Source organism: Hymenobacter negativus (assembly GCF_017571495.1).
GTDB classification, from domain to species: Bacteria; Bacteroidota; Bacteroidia; order Cytophagales; family Hymenobacteraceae; genus Hymenobacter; species Hymenobacter negativus.
Genome location: NZ_JAGETZ010000007.1, coordinates 258082 through 276106 on the forward strand (window position 1 = coordinate 258082; position 18025 = coordinate 276106).

The window sequence follows — 18025 nt, forward strand, 5'->3', positions numbered from 1 at the left end:
CGCTTCGTGAATACTGCTGATATCCGCACGTTTCGCCGTTCCGACGGTCACGTATTTCTTACTGCCACCCGTGACCGCACCAACGGCTGGATTCACGCTCAATGGACCGGTATCCAAACCATGGAAACCATCCAAACCGGCGGCTTGGCCTACGTCAAAATGCTGGGGGAAGAGCCCTGCATGAAGCTGTTGAACGACCACCGCGAGCTGATAGGCCGCTTCACCGATGCCAATCAGTGGATTGCCGACGTCTGGACACCGCTCATCATGCAGGCCGGGTTGCGCTACTTTGCACAGGTGCTGGCACCGGGGGTGTTTGGCCAGCTATCAATGCAGGACTTGCACCTGCGCATCAGTGACCAGTTCGAAATAAAGATGTTCAATCAGCTGGCCGATGCTGAAGGCTGGCTCAACAGTGTGCCCTAACCTAGCTCCGGCTGCACGCAAGCTGAACCAATTTGCCGTATTTTTGTCTGAAAGCCCAGGCGTGCTACCAATTGCTGCGCCGGCTTTCTGCTTCTGTATGGCCCAAGCTCCAACCGCTTTCACCGTTGCCACGGCTACCGAGCCGCACCGCGTGCGCACCCGCCAAATCATCAAAGCCCACCCCGAGGTGAAGCAACTGATGACGCGCAACCCCACCACTTTCCTCATTGGCCTGGGCTGCGTGGTAGCCCAGGTGGCCCTGGCGTATTTCCTGCGCAACCAAGCTTGGTACTGGACCATTCCAGTGGCTTATCTGGTGGGCGCGTTCTTTTCGCATACGCTGTTTGTGGTCATTCACGAGGCTGCTCACAACCTGGTTTTTAAGAAGCTGTGGCAAAACGTGGCCACCGGCATTCTGGCCAATTTCCCGTCGGTATTTCCCACGGCCATCAGCTTCAAGAATTTTCACATCAAGCACCACGTTTTCCAGGGCGTGCACGAGCTGGACGCTGACCTGCCCGACTGGTACGAGGCCAAACTGATTCATAACTACAGCATTGGCAAAGCTATCTGGCTGTTTTTCTTCCCCGTGTTTCAGGTGATTCGTACGGCGCGCTGCCGCGAAGTGGCCACCATTGACCGCTACGTTTTCGCCAACATTGTAGCCCAGGTGGCGTTCGATGCGGCCATTGTTTACTTCTTTGGCTGGACGGCGCTGCTCTACCTGTTTCTCAGCTTCTGGTTCTCTGTGGGCCTGCACCCACTGGGTGCCCGCTGGATTCAGGAGCACTATCTCACCCTCAGCCCCGAGCAGGAAACCTATTCTTATTACGGCCGCCTCAACGGCATCAACCTCAATGTGGGCTTCCACAACGAGCATCACGACATGCCGAGCATTCCGTGGAACAACCTGCCGAAAATCAAAGCCCTTGCGCCCGAGTTCTACGAGCCGCTGCTGGCCCACACCAGCTATACTAAGCTGTTCTTCATGTTCCTGTTCGACCAGGAAATCAGCCTCTACTCGCGCATCACGCGCCGGGAGCGCGGTACGGCCACGCTGAAAGACCAGAGCGTGCCAGACAAGGAATTGCTGTCGGCATAGTATCGACAACTGGTTAAAAAAGCTGCCGCCGGCCTGGGATAACCTGGGTCGGCGGCAGCTTTTTTGATTGGGTATTATTCGTTTAACGCGGCCCTTCCTGGCAGCCCATAGTCGATACATTGCCGAGTACTAGGCGGGGTACTCCCCCCTGCACGCCGTCGGCGGCGAAGCACTGCAACCCACTATGTTGTCGATTTGGGTCATTCACAGCGTTGAAATGCAGCGTGAGGCCAACGGTAGCCAACCGGCCGTAATCCATGGTATTGACAACAGATATGACGTTGGTACCGAGCACGGAATGGGCGCTGTCGTTGCGGGTGGCGCGTACGCCGATGCGGTAAGCCGGGTCGACGTTAATCAGCATGCCATCGAAACAGGTAAGGCCCACCACTTTGCCGGCGTAGCAGGGTGGGGCGGCGGTGTCTTTTTTGCAGCCGCAGAAGGTACTAGTGGTGAGTACTGCCAAGCTCAGGGAAAGGAGTTTGTAGCGCATGGGTGGGAAGCAGGAAAAGGATTTCAGGGCCTTGACCTGTGGGCTCCCACTTAAGTTGCACGGCCAATAAAAGAGCGGCGGCCTCCGAAGAAGCCGCCGCTCTTTTATCGTCATTCTGAGCAGTGCGAAATAGCTCATTACGTTCGCGTTGTCAGCATTACTGCCAACTGCTCTTTGGTAATAAGGTCCTTTGCACTCGTTCAGGATGACAGTTTCCTTAGGCCTGCTTGGCAAATTGCACGTTGGCAATCAGCTTCACGTCGTCGCCCAGTACGATGGCACCGGCTTCGGTGATGCCGCCCCAAGTGAGGCCGAACTCTTTGCGGTTGATTTTGCCGGTTACCTCGAAGCCAGCCTTGGTGTTGCCATAGAAGTCAACGGCCGTGCCGCCGTACTCGGCCTCCAGGGTCACGGGTTTGGTCACGTCTTTCATCGTGAGGTTGCCGGTGAGCTTGTAGGTGTCGCCGCTTTCCTTCACGAAGGAAGTCGACTCGAATTTGATTTTGGGGAATTTAGCGGCGTCGAAGAATTCTTCGCCTTTCAAGTGGCCGTCGCGCATTTCCTGGTTGGTGTCGATGCTCTCTACATCGAGCGAAAACTCAACCTGGGCGTTTTCAAACGTGTCGCCTTCCGACTGCATCGAGCCTTCGAAGGTTTTGAACGAGCCGGTAACGGTGGAAATCACCAGGTGCTTGATTTTGAACTGCACTTCGGAGTGCATGGGGTCAAGCGTCCATTTGGTAGTAGTGGCGGTGGCGGTTGCTTCAGACATGGCGTTGGGGAGTGAAATGGTTAATTGAGGATACAAAGATAACTGATGTTGCTACATTTGATGTAACTACATTAATTATTTTTTTATGCCCACCATTTTCTGTTCAGTATAGCTTAAACGCCCCGTGTGGCTGAGGGCTGCAACGACGTCAGGCTGCCGATTTTAACGGGCTGGCCGCTGTCAATGCTGTGGCGGGCCGCGATGCCGACCAGGCAGGACATGGCCCCGTCGCGGGTGCCGGCGGCTTGGCGGTAGGGGTCCTGGCCATCGGAGGCGAAGATTTGCTTGCGCAGGCGCACGTCGCCGCCACCGTGGCCCTCTTCATTGTTTGGGACGCGGATAATCTCGCGCTTGCCGAAGTTGGTGGTCAGCTGGATTTCGTCGAATGCTTCTTCCTCCCACGGCTGCTTCTCCTTAATCCAGGCTTCGAGCCGGCCCTTGGTGCCGTTGAAGGCAATGCGGTAGCCCTCGTAGGGCGAGTGCGTGGTGAGCGAGTAGCTGACCTGCACGTTGTTGGCGTACTTAATCTGCACGGCCATCTTATCAAAAATGTCGATGTCTTCCTTCCACACGCAGCCGTCGCGCAGGTAGCCGTCGTGTTGTTCATTGTCGGCATAAATAGCCATTAGGCGCGCATCCTTGGTCATGTCCCAGTAGAAGGCGCACTTGCTTTTGTGCGGGCACGGGCGGCAGTTAGTGTAGCGGAAGTCGTTGTTTTTGCCGTAGAAATCGAGCCGGCCGTAGGCAAAAACCTCTTCCGGGTCCGATTCCAGCCACCAGTTCAGCAGGTCGAAGTGGTGGGTGGCTTTGTGCACCAATAGCGAGCCGCTGTTCTGGCGCAGGCGGTGCCAACGGCGGAAGTAGTCGGCGCCGTGGTGCACATCCAGGTACCAATGAAAATCCACGGCTTCCACCTTGCCGATGGCGCCGGCGCGGAGCATTTCGTACAGTTTCTGGCGGTGAGGCGAGTAGCGGTAGTTAAAGGTCACTTTCACCTTCTTGCCGGTGCGCTTTTCGGCGTCGAGAATCTGTTGGCACTTCTTCTCGTCGGTGGTCATAGGCTTCTCCGTCACAATATCAGCGCCATATTCCAGGCCTTTCACGATGAATTCGTTGTGCGTGGCATCCACCGTGGTCACGATGAGGACTTCGGGCTTGACCTCTTTCATCATCTTGTCGAAATCGGTGTAGGTGGGGCAGCTCACGCCCAGCATTTTTTTGCCGGTGGCCACGCGGCCGGGGTTGATGTCGCACAGCCCCACAAATTCCATGCGGCTGCCGTGCTCTTTCAGCACTTCCACACCCCACATACCCAGGCCGCGGTGGCCGGTGCCCACCATGGCCACGCGTTGCTTTTTGGCGGGCGTCAGGGCCGAGGCCAGCACATTGTTGGTGAGCAGGGAGCCAGCCAGGGCCGTGCCGGTAAGCTGGGTAAAAGTTCGACGTTTCATTGTGTGGGAATTTTAGGATTTCAGGCCCGTAAGTTGGTGGCTGATTTGGTTATTGCCAATGCAATTGCGGGATTATAATTGCGCAATCGTTCCCGGTTGGCTCACTTCACCCTGGCCCCGATTTGCTTGATGTGCGAAGCCTTGGGGAAGGGAGGCCGGAGAGGAGGTGACGCCGTATGCCGTTCTTTACCCTGTCATATAATTTCAACCTGCTACCCATGCGTCGTTTGCTGCTGCCGGGGCTTCTGAGCCTATTCTGCACCGTCCCGGTTCGCGCCCAAAGCCTGCCCGTGCTTCCCCAGAACCCGCCCGCGCTGCGCTGGCACGAGGTGCGGACGCCCCACTTCCGGGTGCTCTATGCGGGCGGCATCGACTCGGCGGCCCAGCGCACGGCCAGCCGGCTCGAAACCGTGCACGGCCCGGCCGCTGCCAGCCTTGGCGTGAGCCCGCGCCCCATTGCGGTGGTGCTGCAAAACCAGACCACGGTTTCCAACGGCTTCGTCACCTTTCTGCCCCGGCACGCCGAGTTTTTCACCACGCCCGAGCAGGGGCAGGGGCTTGGCACCGTCGATTGGCTCGATGGGCTGGTGGTGCACGAGTACCGGCACGTGGTGCAGTTTGAGAAAGCCCGCCAGGGTGTTGGGCGGGTGCTGGGGCCGTTGCTCGGCGATGGCGCGCTGGGCGTGGCGGCGGTGGGCGTGCCGCAGTGGTTTTTTGAGGGCGACGCCGTGGGCAACGAAACAGCCTTCACGAGCAGTGGGCGCGGGCGCATTCCCAATTTCAACATAGGCCTGCGCGCCAACCTACGGGCCGGCCGCCACTATAGCTACCAGAAAGCCGTGAACGGCTCCCTGCGCGACCAAGTGCCCGACTGGTACGTGCTGGGCTATTTTCTGACTTCCTACGCCAAGGTGCACTACGGCCAGGACGTGTGGGACCGGGTGCTGGACCGCTACTACCGTTTCCCGTTCTATCCGTTTTCGTTTTCCAACGCGCTGCGCCGCACTACCGGCCTGCGCGTCGAAGACCTGTACGCCCTCACCATGCACGAGCTGGATTCGGCCTGGCGCAAGCAGCCCCGGCTGGCCGGACAGCCCCCCGTGCGCGAGCTGTCCGGCCAGCCCGAGGCGAAGATTTTTACCGAGTACCAATACCCGCAGTACCTTACTGATAGCACCATCCTAGCCCTCAAAACCGGCCTCGATGACATTCCACAGCTAGTGCAGCTGGGGCATCAAGGTCAGCAGAAAAAGGTGTTCACGCTTGGCCAGCAGAACATTCCGGAAATGCTGTCGGTGGGCGGCGGTCGGGCGGTGTGGCCGGAATTTCGTCAGCACCCGCGTTGGGGGCAGCAGGTTTATTCCGAGCTGAAAGTACTGGATTTAAGTACCGGCAAGCTGCGGCGCATCGGCAAAGGCGGGCGGTATGCTGCCGCTGCCCTCTCCTCCGATGGCCGCCGCCTAGTGGCCGTGCGCACCGATGAAAGCTACCACCACGCCCTGGTGGTACTCGATGTGGATAACGACCAAGTTATCAGTGTGCTGCCCAATCCCTACAACCACCTCTACCAGCAGCCGCGCTGGCTGCCCGATGGCCGCATCGTGACCGTGGCGCTTAAAAAAAACACCGGCAAAACGCTGCAAATCCTCGACCCTGCCACCGGCGCAGCCCAGAATCTGCTGCCTTGGGCCAATGTGAACCTTACCAACCCCCAGCCTTGGGGCGAGTACGTGCTCTACAATTCGCCGCAAATGCTGACGGGGCCACCTCATGTAGGAGCGCAGCCGGAGAGTGTAGGGATGGAAGAGGGCGAGGTACGCTCAGAAAAGGTAGAGGTATTTGAAAGTGAATCCCTGCCGGGGGTGGATAACATCTACGCCGTATCGGTGAAAACCGGCAGCACCTACCAGGTTACGAGCCAACGTTTGGGCGCGTACCACGCAGCCCCTTCGCCCGACGGGCGTACCCTGGCTTTCCACGACTACCGGGCCACCGGCGCCCGCATTGTGGAGATGCCGCTGAATCCCACGGACTGGAAGCTGGTTCATGACCGTTGGCCCCAGGATACGCCTGACCTCTACGCCACCCGGCTGGCGGCCGCCGAGCCGGAAGGCCGGCGGGTAGCCAATCTACTGGATATGCCCTATCTGGCCGATTTGCCTAATGGCCCACAGCTTGCCCAACTCCTGAAGCTGCCCGAAGCGGCGGCCCTGCGCTACGAGGTACGCCGCTACTCGCCTCTTAAGCATGCCTTCAACTTGTTCAGCTATGGCGTGGTGCAGAGCCCCAGCGGCAATGCCGTGAGCGTGGGCCTGCGTTCCCAGGATTTTCTGAATACCACCCAAGCGTTTGCCGGCGTGGGCTACGACCAGACGGAGCGCACCTTCAGCGCAACTGGGGCCTTTAGCTACCAGGGCCGCTTTCCGGTGCTGGATGCCGACGTGACCTACGGTGGGCGCGACGCGGGCATCGTGTACCAAGGCAAAACCTACCGCGACCAGTGGCAGTACGCCCGCGTCACGGCCGGGCTGCGGCTGCCGCTCAACCTCACGCATTCCAGATTTCTGCAAGCCCTTTCGCTGGGCACCTACTTCCTGCACGAGCAGGTGTACGACTACAACCTGCCCGTGCGCAAAGCCACCGAAACCGGCCCCAATACGCCCCTCAATGCCCTGCAAACGACCCTCAGCTACGTGAAACAGCGCAAGCTGCCGGCGCGGGGCGTGGCACCCACATTGGGCTACACCTTTCTGGGCACCTGGCGCACCACGCCCTTTGGTACCGGGCTGGCGGCGCGGCAATGGGCAGCGCAGGGCAGTATATTTCTGCCTGGCTTAGCGTCGCACCACGCCATTCGGGTGCGGGCCGGCTACCAGTGGCAGGACCAGGCGCAGTACCAGTTTGCGCCCGCCGTATCGTTTCCGCGTGGCGAAGGCTACACCAATTTCGACCGCCTCCGCGTAGCCAGCCTCGACTACAACCTACCGCTGGCCTACACCCACTGGGCGCTGGGCCGCTGGCTCTATGTGCAGCGCTTGCGGGCCGCCGTGTTTGCCGATTTTGCCCAAGGCAACGACTTTCGGGGGGCCGACTACCAGTACCGCTACCGCAACGCGGGCATGGATGCGCTGGTATTGTTCAACGTACTGCGGCTGCGTACGCCGGTTGAGGCCGGTGTTCGGGTGGTGTATCGGGGCGCGGTAGGCACGTGGGTGGTGGAGCCGCTGGCGTTCAGCTTGCGGCTTTGAACTGCGACGTACCGACCCGTGGCTGGAACTGGGAGCTGTTTTGGGCCGCTTGGTAGCTCAGAAATTTATCGACAGCAGCCATCGTTTGCTCAGGGGCGGTGAGGTGAGGGCAGTGGCCGGTCGTGTCGATGATGGAAAAGTGACTGTCCACGAGGTGATTGTGGAGGTAGTGGCCCACGGCCAAAGGCGTGATGGCATCGTGGGCCGACTGCACAATGAGAGTGGGGATAGTGAGGCGCGGCAAGTCATCGCGCACATCGGCCATAAACACTACTCGGGTCAGGTGGCGCACCACCGCCGGGTTGGATTGCACAAAGCTGTTGGTGAAGGCCATCAGCAGGTCAGGGCGGTTGGTTACGCCCACCACGGCGGGTACGAATGCCTCCGTCCAGCCCATGAAATCGGATTCCATAGCGGCTAGCAGCTCCTCCACGTCGCTGCGCTCGTAGCCGCCGTGATAATCCGTGCTGTTGAGGAAGCGGGGGGAGGGGGCAATCAATACCATGCTGGTAAAGCGGCTGGGCTCTTCAATAGCCGCCAGCATCCCGATGATGGACCCCACGGAATGGCCCATGAAGATGACGTGGTGCAGGTCGAGGGTGCGTAACACGTCGAGCAGGTCATGGGCGTGGCCAGCTAGGGTGCCATGCCGCTCGGTGCTGTAGGCCGTCACATCCGAGTTTCCGCAGCCTACCAAGTCGAGCATTACTACCCGGTAGCGCTTTTCCAGCGCAGGCAGAAGGGGCTGCCACATGCACTGGTTGCCGCCCAGGCCGTGCAGTAGCACAATGGCTTGGCTGCCCGTGCCGCTTAAGTGGACGTTGCTGCGCGCAAGCGCGTCGGAAGGAGATGCGATTTTCATGCGGGGTAGTGGTTAAATAGAGGGAGAAAGTCGGTAGAAAAAAAGATGAAAAAATATTGCGTTGCCTTGGCCGCGAGTACTACCAGCTCCAGCTAAGCTCCACCATTTAGAAAATTTTCCCATTTTGGGATTGGATAAGCAGGTACAGTAGCTGGTGATTTGGTGTTGCTTATGGAATAAACGATTGATTCATCGGGTATAAGCTGGTTGTTGCGGCCGGGTGAGTCGCCGTTGAGTGGCGGAGCTGGCATTAAAAATCAAAAACGTAACCAAAGCAGTAGCCATTGGCTCGGGGCCAGGCCAACAGCAAAAAGCCCCCCTGCAAACCATGTGGGTTGCAGGAGGGCCGGGCAAGGCTGACGGTAGGGCGCTAATTACCCCAGTTGCGTTTCGTGGTGCAGAAAATCAGCGATGGCCCTGAGGGTTTTCTGAGGGGCGCTGAGGTGGGGGCAGTGGCCGCCGGTTTCGATAACGTTAATGCGGCTATCGGCCAGTTGCTCGTTGATATAATGGCCCACGGCCAGGGGCGCGATGACGTCGTGGGCCGATTGCACAATCAGGGTGGGGATGGTGAGGAAGCCTAACTCGGTGCGGGTGTCGGAGAAGAAGGTGACGCGCGCGAAGTGCTTCACGATTTCAGGATTGGTGCGGATGAAGCTGTTGGTGAGGGCCATCACCAACTCAGGGCTTTCATTGGCGCCCATCATCACCGGGGCGAAGCCGTGCGACCAGCCGTTGTAATCGGCCTCCATGGCGGCTAGTAGCTCGGTGATGTCTTTTTGCTCGAAGCCGCCAGCATAGCCGTGGTCGTTGATGAAGCGCGGCGAGGGCGAAACCAGCACCATTTTCGAGAAGCGCTGGGGCTCGTGTACGGCTGCAATCACACCAATCATGGCGGCCACCGAATGGCCTACAAATACGACATCGTGCAGAGCCAAGGCACCGAGTACGTCGAGCAGGTCGGAGGCGTGGCCGTTGAGGGTGCCGTGGGTGGTGGGGGTGTAGGCGTTGAGGTCCGATTTGCCTGCTCCAATCAGGTCGAGTAGCACTACCTGGTATTGGTTTTCGAAGGCCGGCGCTACAAGGCGCCAGTCGTTTTGGTCACCGCCAAGGCCGTGCAAAAACACGATGGCTTGTGTGTTGGGTCCCGAAACGCCCGAGATGGTAACATTGCTGCGTTCGAGGATGGAGGAAGTAGCTAATTGAGGCATTTATAAATGGACTGGATATGAAAGGATTTTGGGTGGGGCATACCTAACGCAAAAGCCGATATTATGGATTTAATGAACACCAAATATGGTTCATTGCCCTTCTTTGAGTAAAACCGTGTTGATATGTTTCAACAAATATACAGTAAGTTATATTATTTATAGATGAGGTATGGTTGAAATGAAAGAATTGATACTATTATAACTATTTGTGAATTATATAGTGCTTAATTTGTCTAATGGATAAATAAAAAATAAAAAATAACAAATGGATTTAGCGGACGGCTGACACTGGAAAAGGTCCGTGGCATGGGGTATTCTAAGGTTAAAGAGGTAGCGTGGGAGCGAAGCTGGGCTATAACCTTTGCTCGCCGGGCAGGGTACAGCCAATGCCAATTCCTTTCCACTTTCAGTTATTTTTTATGAAATATTCCTTCTCGTGGGCGGTGCTGTTCCTGCTGTGGCTCAGTGCCTGCTCGCCCGCCGTGAACGTTGAGCAGCGGCCCGGCGTCAATTTTAGCAAGTACCACACCTTTGCCTGGGCCGATACCGAAGTGAAGGCTCCCGGCGACCAAAACCCGTTGTTGCGCAGCCCCATTGCGCAGGACCGCATCCGGCAGGCAATTGCTAGCGAGTTGGCCGAGCGTGGCATCCGGGAGGCGCAGAGCAACCCCGATTTCTATCTCACCACCCACATTTTTGTGGAGCAGGCCGAGCGGACCGTCACCAACCCGCCGCCTACGGGCTACGCATATCCCTACCTGGTGCGCTACCGCGGCGGCCTGCTGCCCGTGAACTACGGCTACTGGTACTCGCCGGCCTACTACCAAACCACGCACACCGAGCAGTACCGCGAAGGCACGCTGGTGCTCGATTTCATTGACGCGAAGACCAATAACCTCGTCTGGCGCGGCTCCATGGCCGACCCAGTGGACGACCCCGCTCGTCTGGGAAAGCAGTTTGCCGAGGCCGCCAAGGACATTCTGGAGAAATTCCCTGGTGGGAAAGCAGGTTCGTGAGAAAGACTTGTCAACAACAAACAACAAGGCCCGACTTTACCAGTCGGGCCTTGTTGCGTTCTGAATAATGCAAAATGCTGCTTGGCTCTAAATACCTAATAAATAAGCCGTTTCCTCGGCCACATCGGCCACGGCGAGGCGCGACTCGCGAATGAGGAGCACGCTGGCGTAGAGCAGCAAGCCCGCGCCCAGCACACTGAGCACCGATACCGCCCATGTCGCGGTGCTGTGGGTCAGCTCGAACACGCCAATGCTGAGGATGCTGGCAATGAACACGCCCAGCGTGAGGTGCAGTACGGTCATGGCCTGCTGGAGCAGGCGGGCCCGGCGGGCGGCAAACGACAGCTGCAGTTTCAGGTGAGCCTGCTCGGCGGGGTCGGGTGCAGGGGCATGGCGCTTGTGGTGGCGTAGGCTATGGGCTACGTCGCGCTGTCGCTCCACGCTACGGCTCAGGCGCTGGGAGGTGGTGAGGATGAGCGAGCCGCAAGCCGAAACCAGCACCGCCGGCGCAAACATGTCGGAGAGGATGGTAGGGAGGGCCATTCTGTAATGATTAATCACTGAGCACCATCCACTGACCACTATACAATGGCTTTCTCTTCCATGTCCTGCTCCACGAGCGGGGCTTTGGTTTTGCCGATAATGTAGCGGAGGCCCTTGTCTTGGGTGAAATAATTCCAGGCCCAGGTGAAGAATACGCCGATGCGGTTGCGGAAGCTAACCAGGGAAATGACGTGGATAAAGCTCCAAGCCAGCCAGGCAATGAAGCCGTCGAGGTGGATTTCGCGGCCGAAGAGCTTGATATCGGCCACGGCGTGGTTGCGGCCGATGGTAGCCATGGCACCCTTGTCGTCGTACACGAAATGCTCCATTAGCCCACCATTAAGCTGGCGCTGGATATTGTCGCCCAGCTGGCGGCCCTGCTGAAGTGCCGGCTGCGCTACCATGGGGTGGCCGTCGGGATATTTCTCGGTTTTCATCAGGGCGATGTCGCCGATGGCAAACACGTTGTCGTAGCCGTGCACACGGTTGTATTCGTCCACCAGGTAGCGGTTGCCGGATACTAGGCAGTCGTCGTTGAGGCCGGGAATGGGGGCGCCCGTCACGCCCGCCGCCCAAATGAGGGTGCGGGCAATGAGCTGCTTGCCGTTGTTTAGCGTCACGGTGTAGCCGTCGTACGACTTCACCCGTGTATCGAGCCACACCTGCACGCCCAACTTCTCCAGGTACTCCAGCGACTTTGCCGAGGCATTGGCCGACATGCCCTTCAGCAGCACCGGCCCACTCTGCACCACGTGGATATCCATCTCCTTAAAGTCGATTTCGCGGTAGTCTTTTGGGAACACATGGGTGCGTAGCTCGCTCAGGGCCCCCGCTATTTCGACGCCAGTGGGGCCACCGCCCACAATCACGAAGTCGAGCATGCTATTAAGCTGCTCGTGGTCGCCGAGCTGTAAGGCCTGCTCGAAATTGGAAAGCACGGTGTTGCGCAGTTCCAGGGCATCCTCCACGTTCTTGATGGCAATGGCGTTTTTGGCCATCACCTCATCGCCAAAATAGTTGGTATTCGCGCCGGTAGCCAGCACCAGGAAATCGTAGCGCAGCAGGCCAATGGACGTTTCTACTACCTGCGCTGTAGGGTCGATGCTGGTGACTTCGGCCAGCCGGAAGTAAAAGTTGTCCTGATGATTGAGGATTTTACGAAACGGCGACACAATGTCGCCCTCATCGAGCCCGGCTGTTGCCACCTGGTAGAGCAGCGGCTGAAACGTGTGGTAGTTCTGCTTATCAATAAGCACCACCTGTACCGGTGCGTTGGCCAGGGCCTTGGCCAGCTCCAGCCCACCAAAACCGCCCCCCACAATCACCACGCGCGGCTTGCCGAGGTCGTCTATTTTCGTTAACCCTTCCATGCAGTAAAGATGTGCGGCCGGTTGGCGACCCGCAACGTGCCTGCTTACCGGAATCGAGGCTGCGGGGTTGCTTTATGAAGCCAGCATGAGGCGCCTCACTTACTTCTCGGCCTGCCGAAATACCAGCCTTGGCGTGGCCGTATCCGCATCGAAAAGCCGTAGCTCGCCGCTGCTGATTTCGTAGCGTGTTGTCAGGGCCAGGTTGTCGAGGTAGCGGGTTTCGAGCTCCTGCACGGGGCAGGCGACGCGAGTCGAAATCTGGGGTGAGATGCTGAGGTGGCCGTTACTGCCGAGGCTGAAACGGCCGCTGAAGTTGTTGCACGGGCCCAGGCCCACGGTGCACTTGCCCAGGTCCAGCAGCTCCAGGTAGGACTTAGTGGTTTCGGAGTAGCTTGATACTTCTACCGGAAAACTATCCACGCGGGCCAGCATCCAATGGGTAGCGAGCAGGGGCACCTCAGTGGGGGCGGTTACTTCTTCTTTCTCGCAGCTGGCCAGCGCGAAGGCGGATAAAAAGGCCAGGGGTAGTAAGCGCCGGGGATTCATTGGGAAAGCAGTTGAGCGTGAAGGTGTAATAATAGTAACAAAATACGAAAACGACAATGTTTAGTAAGCGGCCACGGGCTGAAAACAAGCTGGGCCATAGCTATTTGTTTTCAGCCAAACCCAGTTGTTTGCGAACTCTTTGCGTAAGCGGGGGCGTTGGGGCCCTACCCGCTATTTGCCGCTTACTTCAATAATCCCGCTTATGAACGTGTTATCGCTTTGCTCGTTGTTGATTGGCAGTAGTTTTTTAGCCGCCGCCGTGCCAGCTTCCTCACCCGTTGAAACCAGTTCGGTTACGGTCGTGGTTTCTTCTCTGGTATCCACCACTGCTGCCGTCCGACTGTATTTCTATAACACCCGCGAGGGCTTCCTGAAAAGTGGCAAGTGGGCTTTCTCCAAGTCGGTAAATCCCGGTGGGAAAAGCGAGTTTTCGCTGCCCGTCGACTTGCCCAAAGGCGAATGGGCCGTGGCCATCACCCAGGATATGAATAACAACGATAAAATCGATAAGAATTTCCTCGGCATCCCCACCGAGCCCTATGCTTTCTCGAACAACATTCGTCCCACCGTGGCTGCGCCCGGTTTCGATGAGTGCAAGTTCATGGTCGACGGTCCGGGCAAAGTAGTCAGCATCGTGCTGAAGGATTGACCAGCACTAGGTCAGAATAAAAAAAGCCCGTCATGCTGAGCGCCGCCGAAGCATGACGGGCTTTTTCTTTGCTTCAAGTCCATCAATCGCCCCGAAACGGGTGCAGCCCGCGCGCTAGGTTCTCGGTGAGTTTCACGGCGCGGCGGATGCGGGTTTCGGGCTGCTTGGCCTCGTCCACCAGCCGGGCCATGGCGCGGCGGTGCGCGCCGCTGTAGTTGTGAAAGGCGGTTTCGGCCTCGGGCCAAGCGGCGAGGGCTTCGGCTAGCTCGTTGGGCAGGTCGACGTGGTCGGGGTTAGGGTCGGGCTCGATGGCGATTTCCAACTCGTCGCCCAAGGATATACCTACGTGGCGGCACACATCCTTATTCAGCATAAGGTAGCGTCCGCCGCCTTCCAACGGCAGCAGCCCCAGCCGCAACGCCTGCCCACGAATGGTGACGATGACGCGCTTAGCCGCTTTGCCGCCGAGGGCTTCGAGCACGTCGGCTGGCACCACAATGGTTTGGGTGGGCATAAAGCTGGGGCCGCCTGGCTCCAGTGGGGCGCGAAAGATGACGAAAGGATTCATAAGGACAAAAGATAGCGCCACTGGGCAAATCTTGTTCACGAATTTCGGACCTGCCCGGAGCCGCGCACCTGCCATTTGTAGCTGGTTAGCTCCTCCAGGCCCATTGGGCCGCGGGCGTGCAGCTTCTGAGTGCTGATACCGATTTCAGCCCCCAGCCCAAACTGCGCGCCATCGGTGAAAGCGGTGGAGGCGTTGGCGTACACGGCTGCGGCATCCACGGCATTGAGGAAGGTTTCGAGATGCTCAGCATCTTCCGAGATAATGGCCTCGCTGTGCTTCGAGCCAAATTGCGCAATGTGGTCCAGCGCCTCGGTCAACGAAGCGACGGTTTTCACGGCCATGCGCAGCGATAGAAACTCCGTGCCGAAGTGCGCCTCAGTGGCCGGAGCCAGTAGTTCAGCCGGGTAGTGCCCGGTAAGTGCCTTCCGGGCCGATGCGTCGGCAAAAAGCTGGACGCCGGCAGCGGCTACCGGGACCAGTAGCTTGGGTAAGTCAGTAAGTCGGCTTTCGTGAATCAGCAGGCAGTCGAGCGAGTTGCACACGCTCACGCGGCGGGTTTTGGCATTGTGAATAATGGCCGCGCCTGTTTCTAAATCGCCGGTTTCATCGAAGAAAGTGTGTACCACGCCAGCCCCGGTTTCAATGACGGGCACCCGCGCTTTTTCCCGCACATAGTTGATAAGCGACTGGCTGCCGCGTGGAATTAGTACATCGACGTAGCCTACTGCCGCCAGCAGGGCCGCCGTGGCAGCGCGGTCGGGCGGCAGGAGGGTGGCCACGGCAGGGTTCAGGCCATGGCGCACGAGCACGGGGCGAGCCACGAACAGCAGCGCGGCGTTGGAGAAAGCCGCATCGGAGCCGCCTTTCAACAGGCAGGTGTTGCCGGTTTTCAGGCACAGCGCGAGGCTGTCGAACGTCACATTGGGCCGTGCCTCGTAGACGATGCCAACCACGCCCAATGGCACCCGCACCTTGCGCAGCTGCAAGCCATTCGGCCGCTCGGTTTCGCTGATAACCTGGCCCAGCGGCGAGGGCAGTGCGGCTACATTGCGCAGGTCGTCGGCCATACCCTGGAGGCGCTCGGCGGTGAGGCGCAGGCGGTCGTGGTTGGGGTTGGTTTCGGGCATCAGGGCCAAATCCCTGGCGTTTTCGACCAACAGGAAGTCGGTTTCGGCCACGATGGCTGTGGCCAAGTCGCGCAGCAATGCATCGGTGGCAGCAGGGCCGAAGGCGGCCAACTCGCGGCTGGCTTGTTGGGCGGCTTGAAAGAGAGGCGTCAGGTCCACGTTAGGCAAGGTCAGGGTTCAGAAACAGGTAATCGTAGTGCACCAGCGGGCGCTGGTGTTGCTGGCCCAGCCGCTCCTGCGCTTTCTCGGCTCCGTATTCGGCAATGCCGAGGCCCAGAGGCTGGCCGGCTTCGTCGGTAATCTGCACAATATCGCCTTTTTGAAACTCGCCTTTGATGCCCAGCACGCCCACCGGCAGCAGGCTTACGGCCTTGCCTGGCGTGCTGAGGGCCTCCCGCGCCCCGGCATTTACCTGCACAGTGGCCTTCACCGCGCTTTGGGCGTGGGCCAGCCATTTCTTCTTGCCCGAAGCTGTTTTGCTGGGCCGGAACCAAGTGTTTACCGCATTTTCGGCCAGCACGGCGGGTAGGATGCCGGCCGTTTTGCCATTGGCAATGTGCACGCTGATGCCCAGCTTGGCCACCTTGTGCGCCATGTGGCACTTGGTGAGCATGCCGCCCCGCCCAAACTGTGAGCGTTGCGCCGTAATAAAGGTGTCGAATCCCTTATCGCTCGGCGCAATCTCCCGAATCAATTCTGATTCCGGCAGGCGCGGGTCGCCGGTGAAAATGCCGTCCACGTTGGTGAGGATGATGAGCGCATCGGCGTCGAGCTGGGCCGCAATGAGGCTGGCCAGCTCGTCGTTATCCGTAAACATCAGCTCCGTGACGGAGATGACATCGTTCTCATTCACAATCGGAATTACCTGCTGCTGCAGCAGCTCCTGAAAGCAGTTTTTCATGTTCAGGTAGTGCTGGCGGTCGCGGAAATCTTCCTTGGTCACCAGCACCTGGGCGCAGAGCAGGTTGTGCTTGGCCAGCAGCTCGGCGTAGGTGCTCAGCAGCTTTACCTGGCCCACAGCGGCCAGCAGCTGGCGGCTGCGCACTGCATCGGTCTGGGCTGGGAGGGTGATGAGGCTGCGGCCCGCCGCCACCGCGCCCGACGACACCACGATGACTTCCAGGCCCAAGGTTTTGAGCTGCACAATCTGGCCCACCAACTGCTCCATGCGGTCAAGGTCGGGCAGGCCGTTGTCCTGTGTGAGAACGTTGGAACCGATTTTAACAACGAGGCGGCGATAGGGGAGGGGCATGGGGTAAATAGCAAAGACGCGCAAAGATGTGCCCACCCGCAACCAGTTGCCTAAAAACATGAACCGGTTCGTCTTTTTAGGCAACTGGTTTGGCTTTGATGGAAACAAATTGCCCAAAAAGACGAACCAGTTTGGTCCACAGGGCAATTAGTTTCTACTAAAGCCGAACCAGTACGGCAAAAAAGGCAGCCAGCTACCCAAAAAGGGGAACAAGTTGGGGGCCGACCCCAACTTGTTCCCCTTTTTGGGTAGTGAGTTTGGGTCCGACCCCAACTCGTTTGGGTGCCAGGTCGGTCCCAGTGGGGCGCTATGCAGTGGCCGTTTCCAGTTCTCGCAACTGTTTGTTGATGAAATCCACCTCTTCAAACGTTAGTTGAAAGTCCATTGCCTTGGCATTCTGCATGGCCTGCTCAGGGTTCCGGGCACCCACCAGCGCCACCGTGATGCCGGGCTGGGCCAGCGTCCAGCGCAGCACCAGCTGGCCGAGGGAGGCGTTTTTGGTTTCGGCCAGCGGCCGGATTTTGTTCAGCACGGCATTCACCCGCTTCACGTTTTCGGGCGTGAACAGGCGATGGCCTTTGCGCAGGTCACCTTCGCCAAACTCCTGGCCGGGCTTCATTTTACCCGTCAGCAAGCCCAGTTGCAGTGGGCTGTACACCAGAATGCCCTTATCGTTTTCGATGGAGTACGGTACCACGTCCTTTTCGATATCGCGGCGCACCATGCTGTAGGGCACCTGGTTAGAGGCGATGTTGAGGGTTTTCTCGGCTTCCTGCATTTGGGCCACCGAATAGTTGCTCACGCCGCCCGCGCGTACTTTGCCCTGCTCGATGAGGCGGCTCAGGGCTTCCATGGTTTCGTCAATCGGCGTGGTTACGTCGGGCCAGTGCTGCTGGTAGAGGTCGATGTAGTCGGTGCCGAGGCGGCGCAGGCTGTCTTCACACTCCTTGATGATGCTGTCGCGGCCGGCGTATTTGTACACGTCGAGGTCCTGGCCGTTGTTGTCCTTGGTTTTCATGGCGAAATCACCCTGGGCCAGGTCCCAGCGCATGCCGAACTTGGTGAGGATTTGCACCTTATCGCGGGGCAGGCTTTTGATGGCCTCGCCCACAATCTGCTCGCTGAATCCCATGCCGTAGATGGGCGCGGTGTCGATGCTGGTCACGCCCAAATCGTAGCTGGCGTGGATGGCGCCCACCGCGTCGTTCTGTTCGGTGCCGCCCCACATCCAGCCGCCGGCCGCCCAACTGCCAAAGGCGATGCGCGAAACGGAAACGTCGGAGGAGCCTAATTTTTGAAATTCCATGAGAGTGAGTTGGTCTGGTGAATGCCCGGAGGGGCGAGGTTGCTAACCGGCCTTTGGGGCCGAAGGTTGCGGAGGAGCTAATT

The 18025-nt window shown here is 58.7% G+C and carries 17 protein-coding genes; 5 read left to right on the forward strand and 12 right to left on the reverse strand.

All coding sequences use genetic code 11. The annotated features are described in order from the left end of the window. Positions 1 to 6: 6 nt before the first annotated feature. On the forward strand, positions 7 to 426 hold the full coding sequence (locus tag J4E00_RS16405; RefSeq protein ID WP_208176262.1) for a hypothetical protein: 420 nt from the start codon (positions 7 to 9) through the stop codon (positions 424 to 426). 97 nt (positions 427 to 523) lie between these two features. Continuing rightward, on the forward strand, positions 524 to 1528 hold the full coding sequence (locus tag J4E00_RS16410) for a fatty acid desaturase (RefSeq protein ID WP_208176263.1): 1005 nt from the start codon (positions 524 to 526) through the stop codon (positions 1526 to 1528). An 82-nt stretch (positions 1529 to 1610) separates the two neighbouring features. Here J4E00_RS16410 and J4E00_RS16415 read toward each other — a convergent pair whose 3' ends face one another. The 3 genes from J4E00_RS16415 to J4E00_RS16425 form a co-directional block, all read right to left on the reverse strand. Further along, the gene (locus J4E00_RS16415) at positions 1611 to 2021 is read right to left on the reverse strand and encodes a hypothetical protein (protein ID WP_208176264.1); all 411 of its coding nucleotides are present in this window, start codon (positions 2019 to 2021) and stop codon (positions 1611 to 1613) included. A 217-nt stretch (positions 2022 to 2238) separates the two neighbouring features. Next, positions 2239 to 2793, reverse strand: a complete 555-nt coding sequence (locus J4E00_RS16420; protein ID WP_208176265.1) for a YceI family protein — start codon at positions 2791 to 2793, stop codon at positions 2239 to 2241. A 113-nt stretch (positions 2794 to 2906) separates the two neighbouring features. Continuing rightward, complete coding sequence (locus J4E00_RS16425) at positions 2907 to 4244, reverse strand: Gfo/Idh/MocA family protein (protein ID WP_208176266.1); 1338 nt, start codon at positions 4242 to 4244, stop codon at positions 2907 to 2909. A 218-nt stretch (positions 4245 to 4462) separates the two neighbouring features. Between J4E00_RS16425 and J4E00_RS16430 the strand changes: the two genes are divergently transcribed. After that, entirely contained in the window at positions 4463 to 7492 is a 3030-nt protein-coding gene (locus J4E00_RS16430; RefSeq protein ID WP_208176267.1) for a TolB family protein, read from the forward strand. Here J4E00_RS16430 and J4E00_RS16435 read toward each other — a convergent pair. Beyond that, positions 7476 to 8354 carry an alpha/beta fold hydrolase gene (locus J4E00_RS16435; RefSeq protein ID WP_208176268.1) on the reverse strand — a complete coding sequence of 293 codons (879 nt, stop codon included), beginning with the start codon at positions 8352 to 8354 and terminating at the stop codon, positions 7476 to 7478. The two genes, J4E00_RS16430 and J4E00_RS16435, sit on opposite strands and share 17 nt — an antisense overlap. Before the next feature lie 374 nt (positions 8355 to 8728). Next, positions 8729 to 9565 (reverse strand): alpha/beta fold hydrolase, encoded by an 837-nt coding sequence (locus tag J4E00_RS16440; RefSeq protein ID WP_208176269.1) that lies wholly within the window; start codon positions 9563 to 9565, stop codon positions 8729 to 8731. Between the two features lie 419 nt (positions 9566 to 9984). Here J4E00_RS16440 and J4E00_RS16445 point away from each other — a divergent pair, with 419 nt between their 5' ends. Continuing rightward, positions 9985 to 10581, forward strand: coding sequence for a DUF4136 domain-containing protein (locus J4E00_RS16445; protein ID WP_208176270.1), 597 nt, complete (start codon positions 9985 to 9987; stop codon positions 10579 to 10581). An 87-nt stretch (positions 10582 to 10668) separates the two neighbouring features. Here the strand turns inward: J4E00_RS16445 and J4E00_RS16450 are convergent, their stop codons facing one another. From J4E00_RS16450 to J4E00_RS16460, 3 genes are all read right to left on the reverse strand, one after another. Next, positions 10669 to 11124, reverse strand: a complete 456-nt coding sequence (locus J4E00_RS16450) for a DUF2721 domain-containing protein (protein ID WP_208176271.1) — start codon at positions 11122 to 11124, stop codon at positions 10669 to 10671. A gap of 38 nt (positions 11125 to 11162) precedes the next feature. Then, positions 11163 to 12494 (reverse strand): NAD(P)/FAD-dependent oxidoreductase, encoded by a 1332-nt coding sequence (locus J4E00_RS16455; protein ID WP_208176272.1) that lies wholly within the window; start codon positions 12492 to 12494, stop codon positions 11163 to 11165. A gap of 99 nt (positions 12495 to 12593) precedes the next feature. Next, positions 12594 to 13040 (reverse strand): META domain-containing protein, encoded by a 447-nt coding sequence (locus tag J4E00_RS16460; RefSeq protein ID WP_208176273.1) that lies wholly within the window; start codon positions 13038 to 13040, stop codon positions 12594 to 12596. A gap of 202 nt (positions 13041 to 13242) precedes the next feature. Here J4E00_RS16460 and J4E00_RS16465 point away from each other — a divergent pair, with 202 nt between their 5' ends. Continuing rightward, the gene (locus J4E00_RS16465) at positions 13243 to 13689 is read left to right on the forward strand and encodes a DUF2141 domain-containing protein (RefSeq protein ID WP_208176274.1); all 447 of its coding nucleotides are present in this window, start codon (positions 13243 to 13245) and stop codon (positions 13687 to 13689) included. Between the two features lie 82 nt (positions 13690 to 13771). On the opposite strand, the gene J4E00_RS16470 is transcribed toward J4E00_RS16465, so the two are convergent. The 4 genes from J4E00_RS16470 to J4E00_RS16485 all read right to left on the reverse strand — a co-directional run bounded on the left by J4E00_RS16470 (position 13772) and on the right by J4E00_RS16485 (position 17942). Further along, a complete protein-coding gene (locus J4E00_RS16470) occupies positions 13772 to 14257 on the reverse strand; it encodes a YdeI/OmpD-associated family protein (protein ID WP_208176275.1) in 486 nt (161 codons plus the stop codon). 35 nt (positions 14258 to 14292) lie between these two features. Next, entirely contained in the window at positions 14293 to 15543 is a 1251-nt protein-coding gene (locus tag J4E00_RS16475) for a glutamate-5-semialdehyde dehydrogenase (RefSeq protein WP_208176276.1), read from the reverse strand. A 1-nt stretch (position 15544) separates the two neighbouring features. Continuing rightward, on the reverse strand, positions 15545 to 16636 hold the full coding sequence (gene proB / locus J4E00_RS16480) for a glutamate 5-kinase (protein ID WP_208176277.1): 1092 nt from the start codon (positions 16634 to 16636) through the stop codon (positions 15545 to 15547). Positions 16637 to 16943: 307 nt separating this feature from the next. Continuing rightward, positions 16944 to 17942 (reverse strand): aldo/keto reductase, encoded by a 999-nt coding sequence (locus J4E00_RS16485; RefSeq protein WP_208176278.1) that lies wholly within the window; start codon positions 17940 to 17942, stop codon positions 16944 to 16946. Between the last annotated feature and the right edge of the window lie 83 nt (positions 17943 to 18025).